Below are 15,490 nucleotides of genomic sequence, written 5' to 3'. Positions count from 1 at the left end.
GGGGCAGGCGCACGCTGCCGGTGGCCATGCCGACCGTCGCCTCGCTGCCCGCCGCGAAGGTGACCTCCATTTCGCCGTCGCGGCCGGCCAGGGCACGCAGCCCCGCCGCGGTTACCCGTTCGAGCAGTTCCTGGGAGTCCTCCGCCGGGTGGGTCACTTGAGCACCACCGCCTTCCTTGCCACCGATTCCGGCAATTCCTCGCCGAAGGCCTTCTGATAGTATTCGGCGACCACCGGGCGTTCCATCTCGTCGCACTTGTTGAGGAAGGTCAGGCGGAAGGCCGTCGAGATCGAATTGAATATCTTCACGTTCTGCGCCCAGGTGATGACGGTGCGCGGCGACATGACCGTCGAAACGTCGCCATTCACGAAGCCATCGCGGGTGAAATCCGCCACGTCGACCATGGCGCCAACGATACGTTGGCCCTCCGGGGTGTCATAGTGGGGCGCCTTGGCGAGGACGATCTTCACTTCCTCGTCGTGGGGCAGGTAGTTGAGCGTCGCCACGATGTTCCAGCGGTCCATCTGGCCCTGGTTGATCTGCTGGGTGCCGTGGTAGAGCCCGGTGGTATCGCCTAGGCCGATGGTGTTGGTGGTGGCGAACAGACGGAACCAGGGATGGGGCCGGATGACCCGGTTCTGGTCCAGCAGCGTCAGCTTGCCTTCCACTTCCAGCACCCGCTGGATGACGAACATCACGTCGGGCCGGCCGGCATCGTATTCGTCGAACACCAACGCCGCCGGGTGTTGCAGCGCCCAGGGCAGGATTCCTTCGCGGAATTCGGTGACCTGCTGGCCGTCCTTGACCACGATGGCGTCGCGCCCGACCAGGTCGATGCGGCTGACGTGGCTGTCCAGGTTGATGCGGATGCAGGGCCAGTTGAGCCGGGCCGCCACCTGCTCGATGTGGGTCGACTTGCCGGTGCCGTGGTAGCCCTGGATCATGACCCGGCGGTTGTGGGCGAAGCCCGCCAGGATGGCCAGGGTCGTGTCGTGGTCGAAGTGGTAGGCTTCGTCCACGTCGGGGACGTGTTCCTCGCGCTGGCTGAAGCCGGGGACCTCCCAGTCGACGTCGAGCCCGAAGGCCTGGCGCACCGAGATGCGGATGTCGGGCTCGGACAAGGGAAAGGCGGCGTCGGCGGTCATGGAACGGGTCCCGTGTTTTTTGCGGTTGCGTAAGGGTGTGGGGACGAAAGCGCCTCGCGTCAAGGGCCCAGCCAGCGCATGACCGTGCGATAGGCCTCGGAAATCGCCTTGAAGCGTTCTTCGGCGGCCTTGTCGCCGGCATTGGCATCCGGGTGGTGCAGCTTGACCAGTTCCTTGTAGCGCGCCTTGACCTGGGCGACTTCGACCGGCGGGCGCAGGTCGAGGACGGCCAGGGCCTCCTCCTCCGGCGTGCGGACGACGGGGCGGACCGGAGACTTCGCCTCGGCGGCTTCGAAGAAGACTCCCATGGGGTCCTTGAGCTTTTCCGGATCGATAGTGAAACTGCGCGGACCGTCGCCTAAGCGCCAGGATGGCCGTTGCCAGACCGTGTCGCGGCGCCGGTCGGCCTCTACCTCGGCATCGGACATGCCGTCGAAGTAGTTCCACGACGCATTGTACCGGCGCACGTGCTCCAGGCAGAACCAGAAATAGTCCTTCAGGCGCTCGCGGGACTTGGGCGCCCGGTGTTCGCCCTGGCCCTCGCAGCCCGGCCAGTCGCATCGCCGGGTCTCCGGCGGCGGCTCATGCCGACGCTTCCAGTCGCCATATCGGTGGGACGAGGTTCTGGACATCTTCTAACTATGCCGCAGGTCGGCCAGAGAGACCAGAGCCACGCCACCGGAAATCAGCGCCAGCCCCGCCAGCGTTGCCGGAGCCGGACTATCGCCCAGAACAAGAAACGATGTTGCCACTCCGGCCACCGGCACGCCCAGGGAACCCAGCGCCGTGCTCATGGCCGGCAGGCGCCTGGCCACCGTGGTATAGGCCCAGAAGCAGAAGGCGGACGCGATGGCGCCGTTGTAGGCCAGGACCAAGGCGAAACCGGGGCTCCAGGCCACCGGCGGCAATCCGTCCGCCGCCATCGCCGATCCTGCCAGCAAAAGCCCGCCCAGCAGCAACTGCCAGGGCATCAGATCGGCCGGCCGACCCGCCCAGCGGTGGGCGCGGATATGGACCACGGCCACCGCCCAGAGCATGGCGGCCAGGAGCAATAGGCCATGGCCCAGGAGGGCGTGCTCGCCAGTGAAGTCCGCGGCGCTGGGATCGAACAGCAGGATGATGCCCGCCATGCCCAGGGCCAAGCCACCGGCCTTCGGTCTGGACAGGGGTTCCTTGAGCACCAGGGCCGCCAGGGGCGCCACCCAAAGGGGGAAGGTATAGGCCAGGATGGCAGAGCGTCCGGCATCGACGAAGCTGAGCCCCCAATGGATCAGCGCCAAGCCGGCGGCGATCTGCAAGACGGCGATGCTGAACAGCAGGGGCAGATCCTGCCGGACCGGCCAAGCCAGCCGCCCGGCGACGGCGGCCCAGGCGAACAGGCAGGCGCTGCCGATCAGGGCGCGGGCGGCAGCGAACCACAAGGGGGTCATGGACTGCAGTCCGATCTTCATCAAGGGCCAGTTGGCGCCCCAGAGCAGGATCACGGCGGCCAGCAGCAGATAGGCGGAACGGACGGGGGTCATGGCTCCGTGGTACTTGACGGACGGCCGGCTTGTCACCACCTTCCCTGCAACCGGAACCTGAGGAGGCATGAATGGCCGTCGCCCAAGCCATGGAACGCAAGCTCGCCGAGGCCCTGCAACCGATCCGCCTGGCGGTGATCGACGAATCCTGCCACCACGAGGGGCACGGAGGTTGGCGCCCGGAAGGCGAAAGCCATTTCCGCGTCGAGGTGGTCTCGGCCGCCTTCCAGGGGAAGTCGCGCGTCGACCGCCAGCGGCAGGTCTATGCCCTGCTGGCCGAAGAACTGAAGAACGGTGTCCACGCCCTGGCGCTGACCACCCTGACGCCTGCGGAAGACGCGGCAAGTTGACGTCTTCCGAGGCGTCGGGTTGGCCCTCAGACCGGCGGCGTCACCGCCGCTTCCGCCGCCTTGGCGGCGGCCTCGGCAGCCGCTTTTTCCGCCGCATCGCGCTGGCGGCCGGAGGGATCGGTATAGAGGTCGTTCAGACGTTGCACGTGGCGGGCCGCCTCGTCGCGGATTTCCTGCAGCTTGCGCTGGGTGCCCGCGCCCCAGCCGACCGGATTGCGACTGAACAGGCCCCGTAGCGACCCCAGGTTCTTCACGAAGGCGGCGCGCGGGCTCAGTTCCACCGCACCGAACTTGCCAGGCAGGCCCTTGGCGATGGAACGGCCCAGCAGGTCGCGCAGCCACAAATGGGCGATGAGCAGAAAGACCGCCACCGCCGCCAGGAAGGCCCCCTGCCCTTGCAGCGACATGGCCATGTACCACTCGCCGATAGCCCGGAGAATGCCGCCGTCGGTCCCCACCTCCAGGGCAGCCAGCACTCCCAATACCAAGCCGACCGACCAGATCTCGGCCGCCGCCGTCCGCCGCCGCCAGCGGGCGATGGCCCGCTCCAGCGCCGGCACGATTTCCCGTTCCACCTCGTTGGCGACCCGCTCCAGGGTACCGATGATGCGGTACTGCCGCTCCACCTCGACGTCCTTGAGCCGCGCCATGATCTCGCCCAGGTCCTTGTCGCGCTTGGCCTGGAAGCGGGCCTGGAGCCCGGCGTCGGCGATCGGTACCGCCGCCGCCTCGTTGTAGATGGTGTAGAAACGCCCGGTGGTCAGACCGGCGTGGGCAATGGCCCGCTGCCATGCCGCCACCACGGCTTCCGGATTGTCCTCGCGCGCGGCCGTATCGATCTGGTTCAGGATATAGAGGAACTTCCCGGCATCCGGCCGCTTGACCGTCTTGGCCACCAGATGCTGCAAGGTGTCCGCCATGGCCCCCGGCTCGGGATGGCGGGCGTCGAACATCACCAGCACCAGGTCCGACAGGTCGACGATATGGTCGGTCAGGCGCAAGATGGAGCGCCGCTGGTCGTCGGCGTCGAACCCCGGCGAGTCGATGACGATCTTGCCGCGAGCGAATGTGCTGGGCGTGGTCTTGAGCTGCAGGTAGGCGTCGATGCGCTTACCCTCGCCGCGCGCCACCTTGTCCACCTCGGCGCTCATTCCATAGAAGGGAAAGCGCGGATCGGCATCGAGCGCCATGCCCGGCAAGACCCGGTTCTGGTTCTCGGGCCCGAAGCAGACCACGGTGAACTTGTCGTCCACCGCCTGGTTGCCGGTGGTCTGCAGGGGTTGGCCCAGCAAGCTGTTGATGAAGGTCGACTTCCCCGACGAGAAGGTTCCCAGCACACTGACCAACGGCCACCAGGGAATGCGGCTGGCCAGCGATTCCTCGCGGTCCAGCAGCCCCATGCGATAGAGCACCTTGTCCAGATGGCGGAAGGTGGGCACCACCGCCAGCAAGGTCGGGTTTTCCGCCCGCAGATGGGTTTCCAGGCTGTTCAGGCGGGCCGAAACGGCCTTGCCGGGTCCGTTGAGCATGGCGGGTTCCTTCTTGGTCGGCGCCCAGGAGATCAGAACTCTCCTTTGGCGGCGCGGTTCATGATGTCGAGCATGATCTTCTTGACCTTCTCGGCCTTGGTCTTGAGATCGGCCGGCAGAGGCGTACCGCCGTAGATCATGGAATCCATGTTCAGCGTATAGAGCCAGAGACGGCCGCTCTTGTCCTCGACCAGACTGATGCGGCAGGGCATGAAGGCCGAATAGGCATCGCTGACGTCCAGCATGTCGCGGCCGATCAAGGCATCGCACATGAGATAGAACAGGACCTTGCGGTAGGGCTTGCCGGTGATCGCCTCGATCTGCTGGTAGAAGGGCAGACGGCCCACCAGCATGAAGTTGTGCTCGTTGGCGATGACCTTGAGGGATTCCTCGACGTCTTCCGCTTTCAGCCCATCCTTGACCTGGACTTTCCAGATCATGGCCTCTGCGGGATTGCCGGTCTTGACCAAGCCGTCCATCATCTCGACGTAGACGTCCATGGCCTTGGGATCGAATTTCTGGAAGGCGCCCAAGTAAGGCGCCGCCTTCGGATAGAGCACGGCGATGGCGACGACGGCGATGAGGCCCAGCAGGGCCAGGATATTGCGGATGGCATTCATTGTCGGACCCTTCTCATATACTTTTCTGTCGGCGGTCGGGTTCTTAACGGCCGCCCTGGACGGCCTGGAGGATCTGCTTGCGCAGGGAGTCCGCCTTGGCCATGTCCAGTTGGTTCAGGACTGGCAGGACCGCCTGGGCGCGCACCCAGTTCGGCCCGCGCAGCAGGCGCTGCCCGGCTTCGTAGAAAGCGTCGGCCGCGTCGGCGCCGCGCCCCTGAAGCATATAGACATTACCCAGTTCGCCAGCGATGTCGGCTTCCTCGGGATACTGCGCGACCAGGGCCCGATAGGCCTCGGCAGCCGCGTTCAGGTCGCCGATGGCGTAGGCGCGGCGCGCCTGCATCCAGCCATCGCGAAGATTTGCGGCAGGAGCCGCCACGGGCCGCGGGGCCGGCGTCGGAGCGGGTGCGGCAACCGAAGCGGGAGCCGGCGCGGGCGCCTTCTGGGCCTGCATCCCGGTCATGCCCCCCATGCCGTACATTCCCTGCATGCCGGCGGCGGGAACCGGAACCGCCGGAGGAGCCGGACGGACTTGCGGCAAAGCGGCGGCGGCCTGGGGCGGCTTGGCGGCGGCCTCCGGGTCCGCAGGACGGACCCGAGCCACGGAGGAAGACACGCTGCCGGTCGGCCAGAAGCGATCCCATGCCCCTTTCTGCTCGACCACAGCCAACGGCTTGGCCGGCGCGGGTGCCGCCTCGCGCACCTTGACCGTGGAACTGGTGCCGGTCGGCCAGTAGCGCTTCCAGTCCAGATGCCGATCCAGGTCAGCCATCTGTGTCTGGAATCCGAATTCGGAAGCCAGTTCCTGCCGGAACACAAGGGCGGCGAACAGCACCGCGATCAGCAGCACCGCCACCAGATGGTTGGTCGCCCAACGAAGCAAGCCCATATCCGTAATCCCCTGTCTCTCTCGTGTTGATCCCTGCAAAATCCGACTCTAGCGACCGCTGCCGAACACCGCGCGGGCTAGAGCCTCCAGTTCCTTGGCCGCCTTGCCGCGCGGCTCCAGTTCGAAGACCCCCAGCCCTTCGGAGAAGGAGCGCCGGAAAGCCATGCGCTGGGCCAAGCGCGGCTTGAGTACCGTGATGCCCTTGATCTGCTTCAGCGCTTCGATAGCCTCCTGGTTTTCGCGCGCCGCCGGATGGGTGTCGGCCCGGTTCAGGAAAGCCAGGATTTCCACCTTGCGGTTCTTGGTATGCAGCTTGGCGATCATATCGATGAACCGCTGGGTCGACCAGATATCGGCCTGACTGGGCGCCACGGGGATGACCACCCGGCTGGCCCGCGCCAGGGCATCGTTCATCGCCGGCCCGTCCGACAGACCGACATCCACCAGGATTTCCGACTGCGGCTTGGCCGGCAGTTTGTCCATGACGGCGAGAACCGGCTGGAATCCTTCTTCGGTCCGCACCTCGGCGGCATCGCGTAGCGTGCCCTGGGGGTCCAGGTCGCAAAGCTGAACGCCACGCTTGTGCGTCACCAGCCAAAGCCCGAGATTGAAGGCGACGGTGCTCTTCCCCGTTCCGCCCTTGAGATTTCCAACGACCGTGATCATCGCCTGAAGCCGGGTTGGCCCCCCTGATACTGCGGCGGATACCCAGGCGGGTAGGTGCCGGGTTGCGGATAGCCCTGTTGGCCCGGAACCGCCGGCCGGGGCGGCTGTCCTTCGCGCTGCAGGTAGCCTTGCGGCGGATAACCGCCCGGCTGGCCCTGCATGCCCGACATCCCGGATGGCATCTGGCCCTGGGGTGCCTGACCTTGCGGCGCCTGCGGCAGTTCCTGCTGCCTGTAGCCCTTGGGCACCTCGAACCAAGCCGGATCCGCCTTAACCACCTTGATGTTCTTCAGTTCGCGGGAAACACCGTTGGGAAACACCTCGCGAACCGCGATATTCAGTTCGCGGTCGAAAAGCTGTTCGGCCTTCTGCTGTTCGCCCTTGGCCGAGATGCTGGTCATTTCCCATTTCTCGACCTTGCGGCCCTCCCAGGTGGTCTCGCCGGTCATGGCCATCTGCATGGACGAACCATCCGGGAACTGCTGGCGCACCGCGATCTTGCGTTCCGGGTCCCACCAGAGGGTCACCGGCCCCTGGGACTGGTCGGCGGAAATCCTCCACTTCTCGGTCTTGACCGATCCCAACGTATCGGTACCCAGATTCTGGCAGCGGTCTCCGGACAGCCCCATACAAGGATTGTCGGGCTTGATTCCCGAGCCGGGACCGGCCCCACCGCGCATCTCGACGTACGTTTGCTTGTCCGGGAAAAGAACGCGCATCACACCTTCCTGGGGCAGGGAAATCTGAATCGCCTGCTGGCCCTGCTGACTGCGCTCCATGCGCATGCCGACATCCGAAGCGAACAGCTTGCCCTGTTCCGTGCCCTGCTGCGGGTGCTTCTGGACGGCGTCGGCCGTGAAGGAGACACCCTCGGCAAAGGCTCCGGAAGCGGCGCAAACCAATACCGCCGCGGGAAGCCATGTTCCTGTCCTCAGCATGATCGCCCTCCTTGCTCGCGAGCCTTCATCGGGTCGTCTTGGGGATGGAGGGACGATGCCGAACCGAAAAGCCCGGCATCGTCCCGTATCCCGAGCCAGCCTTACTTGGCGGCGGGCGCAGCCGGCGGAGCCGGCGGAGCGTAGGGATAGGCACCATAGGGCGCACCGTAGGGAGCGCCGTAGGGAGCGCCGTAGCCACCCCACGGGCCACCACCCCAGCCGCCGCCATACGGATAGCCGCCGTAGCCGCCACCATAGGGATAGCCGTGACCATAGCCATGACCATAGCCCGAGCCGGACCCACGCATGCTCATGTTGAAGTCGCCGAGGCCGGAACCGTCGAACGGACCGCCGCCGCCACCCCAGGGACCCCAGCCCCACCAAGCCTTCGCATCGCCAGCGGACAGCGCGGCGGCGCCAACGATGCCAGCAACCGCCAGCGTCTTGAGGAAGGTCTTCATTTTACGTCACTCCTCGAGTTGTTGTCTCCCTCTCGACTTGCCTCTGGCGACCTGGGGGGAGGGAGAACCCCGGGAACCCTGGACCACTTGGCCCGTAATTCTATTCGATCACCACATGCCCGCCCCGCCGGGAAACGGCGCTCCGCCGCCCCAACCACCGGGCCAGCCGCCGCCGGGAGGTGGCATCCCCCACGGACTCCCCCCACCGGGGGCATAGGGGTCGTAGCCACCGTAAGGCCCCCCGAACCCAGGATGACCGTAGCCGTAACCCGGCATCGGCTGCACCAGGATCACGGTCGGTGCCTGGGATGGATTGCCGGCCTGCGGAACCTGTACCGCAGGCCCCATGGCGGGGGCCTGCGGTACATGGGCCGGCGCGTGAACCCCGCCGCCACGCTGCGGGACATCGGTATCCAAGGGCGGATACTGGGGAGGCGACGCGGCCGGAACTCGCGGAGACAGGACCTCGTCCTCGCTGAGAGGCGGGTAGAGACTGTCCCTGCTGGGCAGGCCGAAGGCCGGTGGACTCTTCGGCTTTGGGGGAGGGGGAACCGCCTCCCGCCCGCCGTAGTAGTCCCCACTGGGGCGCCAGGGATTGTCCGCGGCCGCAGCCGGAGCCGCCGCCGAAACAGCGGCTACCAGAACGGTCAGCAGGGACAGTGCGTACTTCATGGCACCCCCGATCGCCCCTACCCTACCACCTCAACGCCCGTCCCGGCTACCGGCCGGAGTCTGGGGAGCCGGAGCGTAGGGATAGGACGGACGGCCGTAGGGACCATATCCGTACCCGGGACGTGGCGGCTGACGGCGCTCCATCTCCTCGCGCCGCTTGTCCTGCCATTCCTTCATCTTTTCCGCCCGCTCCTCGGCTTGGGCCCGCATGGCGTCGTGCCGCTGGCGGATGGAGTCATCCTGAACCCGGGGACCACTGCCATAGCCATAGGGGGCACCATAGGCATAAGGTGGAGCATAGCCGTACCCAGCCGGTGGCGCATAACCATAGTATCCCGGACCATAGCCCGGCGGCGCATAGACCGGCGCCTGCGGTGGGGCGGCGGGCACCTGGGAAGCCTGTTGCGGCGCGGGTGCCTGGGCGACGGGAGCCGTCGGCGGCAACGGACGGCCGCGGTCGGCGGCCTCGCGCATGGCTTCATGGCGCTCGCGAGCGGCGTCACGAGCCTGATTGGCGGCCTTCTCGCGGGTTTCGCGGAATTCCTCCTGGCGCTCGCGCGCGGCATCCAGGCGCTTCTGCTGGTCCTCGCGGACCGACTCCATGCGCCTCTGCTGATCTTCGCGCATCTTTTCGTGATTCTCGCGCGCCTTCTCCATGCGTTCCTTGACCGCCTCGGGATTGTAGTCGAGGGGCGGATAGGCCGCGCTCCCGGGACCGGGCGGCAGCATGGGCGCCATCTGGGGAATTTGGGACTGGTAGGGTCCCGGAGGTGCCGGGGGCATGTCGCCCGCGACCGACCCGCCACCATCTCCCTGCCCTGCCAGCGCGGGCATCGCCACCAGCAGCGCGGATACAAAACTCGTGAAACGCATGATCATCTCCTGTCACAAAATTCAGGACGGCCGCGACTTGAGGCGAATGCCGCGCCGTTGGCCCGGCCGCTGGCCCGCCGCCTTTCCCGCCTTCGCCGCGGGCTTGGCACCTGCCTTGGGCACCGCGGCCGGACGAACCGGCTTGGCGGACTTGGCAGGCTGTACGGGCTGGCGCGGCTTGGCTTGAGGGCCCGGCCGCTCGGCCTTCTTCGTCTCTTGGGGGTCCGTCTTCTTGACCGGCGCCTTCTTGGACTGGGCGACCTTGTTTCGAGATACGGGAGCGGGCCTCGCCGCCTCCCTTTTCGCTTCGATCGGCGGCGACGCGGGAACGGGCGGCACGACCTCCTCGATGACCACCGGTTCCTCGGGCGCAGGAACCGCGAGTTCGGCGACGGCCAGAGTCGGTTCCACGCTTTCGGGTACCGGCTGCGGCTCGGGTTCGGGCGGCGGGGCAGGATTGGGGGCTGGCGCCGGGGGGGCCGGTTCGGCCACCGGAGCGGGCGCGACGTAGGGCGCCGCAGCAGGCCGACGGAGCTTGGCGGCGATTCCCTTGGCGGTCTCGCTGACGAACAGCCACAGGAAATACGGCAAGGCACGGAGCAGATAGCCCACCATCTGCAGCTTTTCCGCGGCCCCCCAGCGTCGGAAAGGCCGCAGCACGGCCGCCAACAGGGTCTGGCCGATGGCGGCCAGGAACTTCAACATGATGGGAACGGCATAGAGAACAGCCCGGCCCAACGTCGCGCCGCGCCGCGGACGATCATCGCCGGACGAGGCGCAGTACCGTCCCTCTTCCACCATTTCCACATGATGCTCGAGGGCGCCATGGGGGCCGGCCATCGGCACGGCCACCGCCACGTGACGGCCGTTGAAGGAGGAACGGGCCCGGACGCAGCCCAACGGAATGACCACCAGGGTGAGCAGGGTGGAAACGATGGCGCCGAACATCAGCGAAATGGCCATGCCCTGGAAGATGGGGTCGGTCAGGATGACGCTGGAGCCGGCGACCAGGGCCAGCGCCGTGATGACGATCGGGCGCGTGCGGGCGGCACAGGACTCGATCACCGCATCGCGGACGTCCATGCCGGCCGCCACCGCATGCTTGGCGAAATCGACCAGAAGAATCGAGTTGCGCACGATGATGCCGGCCAGGGCGATGAAGCCGATCATCGAGGTGGCGGTGAATTCCGCTCCGAACAGCCAATGGCCCGGAATGATGCCCATCAGGGTAAGCGGGATGGGCGCCATGATGATGGAAGGTTGGCGGAAGTTGCCGAACTCCCAGACCACCAGCATGTAGATCAGGGCCAGGGCGGCGGCGAAGGCGATACCCATGTCGCGGAAGGTTTCGTAAGTGACGGTCCACTCGCCGGTCCACTCGAAGGCCGAACTGAAGCTGTCCCGGGGAGCGCCGATATAGAAGTTGTCCACCTTCACGCCATCCGGCGCGGTGTAGCCTTCCAGCAAGCGTCCCACGGCCAGCATGCCGTAGATGGGGGCGCCCAGGCGGCCGGTCACTTCGCCGGTGACGAACTCGACGGACCGCAGATCCTTGTGGAACAGGATGGGGTCCTGCTCCACCGGCTCGAAGCGTCCCAGTTCGGACAGCGGCACCATTGTCTTGCCGGCCGGAATCGGCAGTTCGCCCAAGCGGGAGAACTGGCTCCGGATGGCCATCGGCGCCTGCAGGACGATGTAGCGCGGCTCGAGCACTCTCTCGAGCTTGATGTCGCCCATCTTGAATCCCCCCATGATCATCTCGATCTGGGAGTTGATGTCCTCGACCGACACCCCCTTGCGCACCGCCTTCTCGCGGTCGACCACGAAGCGCCAGGAAACGTAGGGGTCCTGCATCAGGTTGTCGACGTCGACCACTCCTTCGGCCTTCTCGAAGATCCCCGTCAGGTCGCGGGCCACCTGACGGCGCGTCTTGTCGTCGGGGCCGTAGATCTCGGCCACCATGGTCTGCAGGACCGGCGGGCCGGGCGGCATTTCGACCACCTGGATGTGGGCGCCCAGCTTCCGCGCGATGGGGGTCAGCACCTCGCGCGCTTCGACGGCGATCTGGTGGCTGGAGCGCTTGCGGTCGCGCTTGTGCAGCAATTGGACCTGGATGTCGCCCTGCCATGCGTCCTGGCGCAGGTAGTAGTGGCGCACCAAGCCGTTGAAGTTGAAGGGCGATGCCGTACCCGCATAGGTCTGCAACGCCGTTACTTCGGGGATCTGCTGCAGCCGTTCGGAGAGCTGCTGGATGGCATTGGCGGTGACCGGCAAAGCCGCCCCGTCGGGCAGATTCACCACCACGTTGAATTCCGGCTTGTTGTCCAGCGGCAGCATCTTCACCGCCACGTGGGTGGTGTAAAAGAGCGCGAAGCAGGCGAACAAGATGCCGTACATGGTGAGCTTGAACAGGGCACGCCTGCCGCCGCTCTCGAACAGCGGCGTCAGCAGGCGGCGGTAGAAGCTCTCCCAGCGGTGGGCCCGGGCGTGTTCCTTGTCGTGGGAAGACTTGAGCTTGGCCATGGAAGGCCGGATGCGCATGGCCAGCCAGGGCGTGAAGATGAAGGCGGCGAACAGCGAGAACAGCATCGCCACCGAGCCCAGGATGGGGATGGGCGCCATATAGGGGCCCATCATGCCCGACACGAATCCCATGGGCAGCAGGGCGGCAACCACGGTGAAGGTGGCGAGGATGGTGGGGTTGCCCACCTCGCGAACGGCATCCACCGATATGGCGGTATCGACCTCCCCCTTCAGCAGCCAGCGTCGGTAGATGTTCTCGATCACCACGATGGCGTCGTCGACCAGGATGCCGATGGAGAAGATAAGGGCGAACAGCGACACGCGGTCGATGGTGAATCCCAGCAACCAAGCAGCGAACACCGTCACGAGAATGACCACCGGAATGACGATCAGCACCACGGTGGCGGCCCGGAATCCCAGGAAGAACCAGATCAGCAGGGTCACCGCACCCGTGGCTACGAACAGCTTGACCAGCAGTTCGTTGACCTTGTCGTTGGCGGTCTCGCCGTAATTCCGGGTGATGGATACCTGGATATTGTCGGGGATGACCCGGCCCTTGAGGAGTTCCACTTGGCGCAGAATGCCGTCGGCCACGGTAACGCCGTTGCTCCCGGGCTTCTTGGCGATGGCGATGGTGACCGCGGGCGCCCCTTGCGGAGCCTGGACGGTCCCCGCCTTGTAAGCGGGACCGGTGAAGTACTGGACGATGTTGCGCGGGTCCTCGGGGCCCTCGAATACGCGGGCCACGTCGCGCACGTAGACCGGCGCGCCGTTGTGCACGCCGACCACCAGACGTTCGATCTCGGCGGCGCTACGCAGAAAGGCGCCGGTATAGACCTTGAAGCTGCCGGTCTCATTCTCGGCGTAGCCGGTTCCCTTCTCGGAATTGGCGGTCTGGATGGTCTGGGCCAATTGCCCGACACTGACCCCGTAGCCGGACAAGCGCTCGGGGAAGACCTCGACCCGGATCTGCTCCGCCCGGCCACCGACAATGAACGCTTGGCTGGTGTCGGGCACTTCCTTCAGACGCTGCAGCACATCCAACGCCATCAGGCGCAACGCCGCGTCGTCCACGTCATGGGACCACAGCGTCAGGGACACCACCGGCACGTCGTCGACGCCCTTGGGCTTGACCAAGGGCTGGGAGACTCCCGGCGGAACCTTGTCCATGTTGGACATCAGCTTGTCGTAGAGCTTGACCAGCGAGTTTTCCATCTGCTGGCCGACGTCGAATTCCACCGTCACCATGCCCTGGCCGCGCATGGAGGCGGAATAGACGTGCTTGACGCCGGGAATCTCGCTCATCATCCGTTCCAGCGGATCGATGGCGAGGCTCGCCACCTGCTCCGACGAAGCGCCCGGGTACTGGAAGAACACGTCCACCATGGGGACTGATATCTGCGGGTCTTCCTGGCGCGGCGTCACCAGCAGGCCCAGGATGCCGAGTGCCAAGCTGGCCACCAGGAGCAGCGGCGACAGGGGCGAATGGATGAAGGCACGCGCCATGCGGCCGGCCAGTCCCAGGTGCTGGTCGTCGAGGTGGTCCACCGCGGATTCCGCCTCGGGAGAGGCGGCCTTGGCTTCGGCTTCCGCTTGCGGCTTGTTCTCGGCCATCGAAGGCTTATCCCCCCTGGCCTTCACCGGTTCCCCCCGGCGAAGGCACCGTTGTCACTTTTCGATCTTGATCGCGCTGCTCGACGCCAGTCCGGCCGGCGGATTGACGATCACCCGCTCGCCGCCCTTCAGGCCCGACAGGATGCTGATCCGGCCGTCGCCCATGGGCACGCCCAATCGCACCAAACGCATGACGATCTTGCCGTCTTCCGACAGGAAAACGCCGGGCAGGCTGCCGCGCCAGACCAGGGCGGCTTCCGGAATCACCGGCTCCTCGCGCATTTCGGCGCCCGGATCGGTGATCTGCACCTCGGCATACATGCCGGGACCTCCGACCACGCCCACGGGCAGGTCGAACTTGACCGTCACCGTGTGTCGCGAGGCATCCGCCATCGGAAATATCTGCGAGATCCGCGCATCGACCCGCGCACCGCGCACGTCGAGCCGGGCCGGTACCATGGCGCCCTTGCTGAGCGCCCCAACCAGACGGACCGGCACCTCGGCCTGGATGCGCAGGTATTTCGTATGGGCAAAACGCAGCAGGGGCTGGCCCGGCTGCACGGTGTCGCCCACTTCGACCATCTTCTTCAACACCACGCCGTCAAAGGGCGCATGCAGACGGGCGTCCTTCAGCTTGGCATCGATGGTTTCCACCTCGGCCTGAGCCTGCAACAGGCTGCTGCGGGCCCGGTTGACGCCGCTCACCTGGCCGTAGAGATCGGCGGAACGGTCCACGTAGCTGTTGCCCATGCCCATCATGTTGGACATGCCGCGCGTGAACATCGTGTCGAACATGGACGGCATGCCCATGCCGGGCATGCGGCCGACGTTGTTGGATTGCGGCGAATAAAGTTCGCGCGAGTACTGGACCTGCGCGTTCCGAAGCGCCGCGTCGGCGTTGTAGATGTTCGCCAGGGCCGCCCGTTTCTGTGCCTGCAGGGCCGCGTCGTCGATGGAGACCAGAGAGGCCCCCGACGTGAACTCGTCGCCCTCGGTGCCGGCGAGGAAAGTGACTTCGCCCGGGATCTGGGCGGAGAGAGTCACTTCCTTATAGGGCACCACCGTTCCGCCGACCGTGACAGCCCGGCCCACCTTCTGGGTGGCGACCGTGGCGATCTCGTATTCGGCGGCCTGGACGACGCCCGCGGCGAGCAGGAGGCCGGCGGCAAGAAGCCGTGCCGGGATTGTCATGGATCAGACCCGCCCCATCACCTGGAAGCTCTTGATGAAGGGGCCGGCCATGCGCGGGTCCTTGATCATGCCCGCGTAGTCGCCGACCGCAAAGCGCAGCTTCCGCGAGGTGTAGGCCATGCCGAGGCCCATCAGCCCGGGGGGCTTCTTGGACCAGCCTTCCCAATCGGCCTTCGTCGCCCGCAGATCCCAGTTCATCGGCTGGCCGGTGTAGACCTCGCCGGCCACGGCCATGCCGTTCTGCACGACCAGGACACCCCGCGGCTTGTCCTCGTCCACGAACCCATAAGCGATGCTGGAGGTGAAGCCGATCTTCGCCAGGGCGCCGGCCAGATCCGGCTCGGCATTCCAGGCGTCCTTGAACTTCGCCATCCACTCGGCAGAAAACATGTCCGCCATGTTTGTTCCTCCCTCTAACGAACGATTGCTCCCGGTCGGTCCAGCCCTAGACGCAATTTCCATACCACAGAGCAACATATTGAAACAAAATAGTTT

The 15,490-nt window shown here is 66.1% G+C and carries 15 protein-coding genes; 1 reads left to right on the top strand and 14 read right to left on the bottom strand.

The window, feature by feature from the left end; genetic code table 11:
- Positions 1-153: 153 nt before the first annotated feature.
- The 3 genes from cobS to H7841_10975 are packed head-to-tail and all read right to left on the bottom strand — an operon-like array spanning position 154 to position 2,669.
- Positions 154-1,146 (bottom strand): cobaltochelatase subunit CobS, encoded by a 993-nt coding sequence (cobS, locus tag H7841_10985; GenBank protein ID MEO5337401.1) that lies wholly within the window; start codon positions 1,144-1,146, stop codon positions 154-156.
- Positions 1,147-1,205: 59 nt separating this feature from the next.
- Entirely contained in the window at positions 1,206-1,778 is a 573-nt protein-coding gene (locus H7841_10980; GenBank protein MEO5337400.1) for a J domain-containing protein, read from the bottom strand.
- Between the two features lie 3 nt (positions 1,779-1,781).
- A complete protein-coding gene (locus H7841_10975; protein ID MEO5337399.1) occupies positions 1,782-2,669 on the bottom strand; it encodes a DMT family transporter in 888 nt (295 codons plus the stop codon).
- Between the two features lie 71 nt (positions 2,670-2,740).
- Between H7841_10975 and H7841_10970 the strand changes: the two genes are divergently transcribed.
- Complete coding sequence (locus H7841_10970; protein MEO5337398.1) at positions 2,741-3,019, top strand: BolA family transcriptional regulator; 279 nt, start codon at positions 2,741-2,743, stop codon at positions 3,017-3,019.
- Positions 3,020-3,045: 26 nt separating this feature from the next.
- Here H7841_10970 and H7841_10965 read toward each other — a convergent pair whose 3' ends face one another.
- The 11 genes from H7841_10965 to H7841_10915 all read right to left on the bottom strand — a co-directional run bounded on the left by H7841_10965 (position 3,046) and on the right by H7841_10915 (position 15,394).
- Positions 3,046-4,548 carry a dynamin family protein gene (locus H7841_10965; protein MEO5337397.1) on the bottom strand — a complete coding sequence of 501 codons (1,503 nt, stop codon included), beginning with the start codon at positions 4,546-4,548 and terminating at the stop codon, positions 3,046-3,048.
- A gap of 32 nt (positions 4,549-4,580) precedes the next feature.
- A complete protein-coding gene (locus H7841_10960; GenBank protein ID MEO5337396.1) occupies positions 4,581-5,168 on the bottom strand; it encodes a DUF302 domain-containing protein in 588 nt (195 codons plus the stop codon).
- Positions 5,169-5,211: 43 nt separating this feature from the next.
- Positions 5,212-6,057, bottom strand: a complete 846-nt coding sequence (locus H7841_10955; GenBank protein ID MEO5337395.1) for a hypothetical protein — start codon at positions 6,055-6,057, stop codon at positions 5,212-5,214.
- Between the two features lie 48 nt (positions 6,058-6,105).
- The gene (locus tag H7841_10950; GenBank protein ID MEO5337394.1) at positions 6,106-6,723 is read right to left on the bottom strand and encodes an AAA family ATPase; all 618 of its coding nucleotides are present in this window, start codon (positions 6,721-6,723) and stop codon (positions 6,106-6,108) included.
- On the bottom strand, positions 6,720-7,661 hold the full coding sequence (locus H7841_10945) for a hypothetical protein (GenBank protein ID MEO5337393.1): 942 nt from the start codon (positions 7,659-7,661) through the stop codon (positions 6,720-6,722). Before H7841_10945 ends, H7841_10950 begins: the two co-directional genes overlap by 4 nt.
- A gap of 101 nt (positions 7,662-7,762) precedes the next feature.
- Positions 7,763-8,122: a sulfur globule protein CV1 gene (locus tag H7841_10940; GenBank protein MEO5337392.1), complete on the bottom strand. Its 360-nt coding sequence runs from the start codon at positions 8,120-8,122 to the stop codon at positions 7,763-7,765.
- Between the two features lie 108 nt (positions 8,123-8,230).
- Positions 8,231-8,794, bottom strand: a complete 564-nt coding sequence (locus H7841_10935; protein MEO5337391.1) for a hypothetical protein — start codon at positions 8,792-8,794, stop codon at positions 8,231-8,233.
- Positions 8,795-8,824: 30 nt separating this feature from the next.
- Positions 8,825-9,667, bottom strand: coding sequence for a hypothetical protein (locus H7841_10930; protein MEO5337390.1), 843 nt, complete (start codon positions 9,665-9,667; stop codon positions 8,825-8,827).
- Positions 9,668-9,688: 21 nt separating this feature from the next.
- On the bottom strand, positions 9,689-13,804 hold the full coding sequence (locus tag H7841_10925) for an efflux RND transporter permease subunit (GenBank protein ID MEO5337389.1): 4,116 nt from the start codon (positions 13,802-13,804) through the stop codon (positions 9,689-9,691).
- Between the two features lie 54 nt (positions 13,805-13,858).
- Complete coding sequence (locus tag H7841_10920; GenBank protein ID MEO5337388.1) at positions 13,859-14,995, bottom strand: efflux RND transporter periplasmic adaptor subunit; 1,137 nt, start codon at positions 14,993-14,995, stop codon at positions 13,859-13,861.
- Between the two features lie 3 nt (positions 14,996-14,998).
- The gene (locus tag H7841_10915) at positions 14,999-15,394 is read right to left on the bottom strand and encodes a hypothetical protein (protein ID MEO5337387.1); all 396 of its coding nucleotides are present in this window, start codon (positions 15,392-15,394) and stop codon (positions 14,999-15,001) included.
- Positions 15,395-15,490 lie beyond the last annotated feature (96 nt).

It is taken from the genome of Magnetospirillum sp. WYHS-4 (assembly GCA_039908345.1).
GTDB lineage: Bacteria > Pseudomonadota > Alphaproteobacteria > Rhodospirillales > GLO-3 > JAMOBD01.
Note: the sequence above shows the minus strand (reverse complement) of the source record. Positions and strands in the feature narration are given on the sequence as shown.

What these genes read in the sequence shown, in the direction of transcription:
- cobS (MEO5337401.1), bottom strand. Translation starts at nt 1,146, where the DNA reads ATGACCGCCGACGCCGCCTTTCCCTTGTCCGAGCCCGACATCCGCATC.
- H7841_10980 (MEO5337400.1), bottom strand. Translation starts at nt 1,778, where the DNA reads ATGTCCAGAACCTCGTCCCACCGATATGGCGACTGGAAGCGTCGGCAT.
- H7841_10975 (MEO5337399.1), bottom strand. Translation starts at nt 2,669, where the DNA reads ATGACCCCCGTCCGTTCCGCCTATCTGCTGCTGGCCGCCGTGATCCTG.
- H7841_10970 (MEO5337398.1), top strand. Translation starts at nt 2,741, where the DNA reads ATGGCCGTCGCCCAAGCCATGGAACGCAAGCTCGCCGAGGCCCTGCAA.
- H7841_10965 (MEO5337397.1), bottom strand. Translation starts at nt 4,548, where the DNA reads ATGCTCAACGGACCCGGCAAGGCCGTTTCGGCCCGCCTGAACAGCCTG.
- H7841_10960 (MEO5337396.1), bottom strand. Translation starts at nt 5,168, where the DNA reads ATGAATGCCATCCGCAATATCCTGGCCCTGCTGGGCCTCATCGCCGTC.
- H7841_10955 (MEO5337395.1), bottom strand. Translation starts at nt 6,057, where the DNA reads ATGGGCTTGCTTCGTTGGGCGACCAACCATCTGGTGGCGGTGCTGCTG.
- H7841_10950 (MEO5337394.1), bottom strand. Translation starts at nt 6,723, where the DNA reads ATGATCACGGTCGTTGGAAATCTCAAGGGCGGAACGGGGAAGAGCACC.
- H7841_10945 (MEO5337393.1), bottom strand. Translation starts at nt 7,661, where the DNA reads ATGCTGAGGACAGGAACATGGCTTCCCGCGGCGGTATTGGTTTGCGCC.
- H7841_10940 (MEO5337392.1), bottom strand. Translation starts at nt 8,122, where the DNA reads ATGAAGACCTTCCTCAAGACGCTGGCGGTTGCTGGCATCGTTGGCGCC.
- H7841_10935 (MEO5337391.1), bottom strand. Translation starts at nt 8,794, where the DNA reads ATGAAGTACGCACTGTCCCTGCTGACCGTTCTGGTAGCCGCTGTTTCG.
- H7841_10930 (MEO5337390.1), bottom strand. Translation starts at nt 9,667, where the DNA reads ATGCGTTTCACGAGTTTTGTATCCGCGCTGCTGGTGGCGATGCCCGCG.
- H7841_10925 (MEO5337389.1), bottom strand. Translation starts at nt 13,804, where the DNA reads ATGGCCGAGAACAAGCCGCAAGCGGAAGCCGAAGCCAAGGCCGCCTCT.
- H7841_10920 (MEO5337388.1), bottom strand. Translation starts at nt 14,995, where the DNA reads ATGACAATCCCGGCACGGCTTCTTGCCGCCGGCCTCCTGCTCGCCGCG.
- H7841_10915 (MEO5337387.1), bottom strand. Translation starts at nt 15,394, where the DNA reads ATGGCGGACATGTTTTCTGCCGAGTGGATGGCGAAGTTCAAGGACGCC.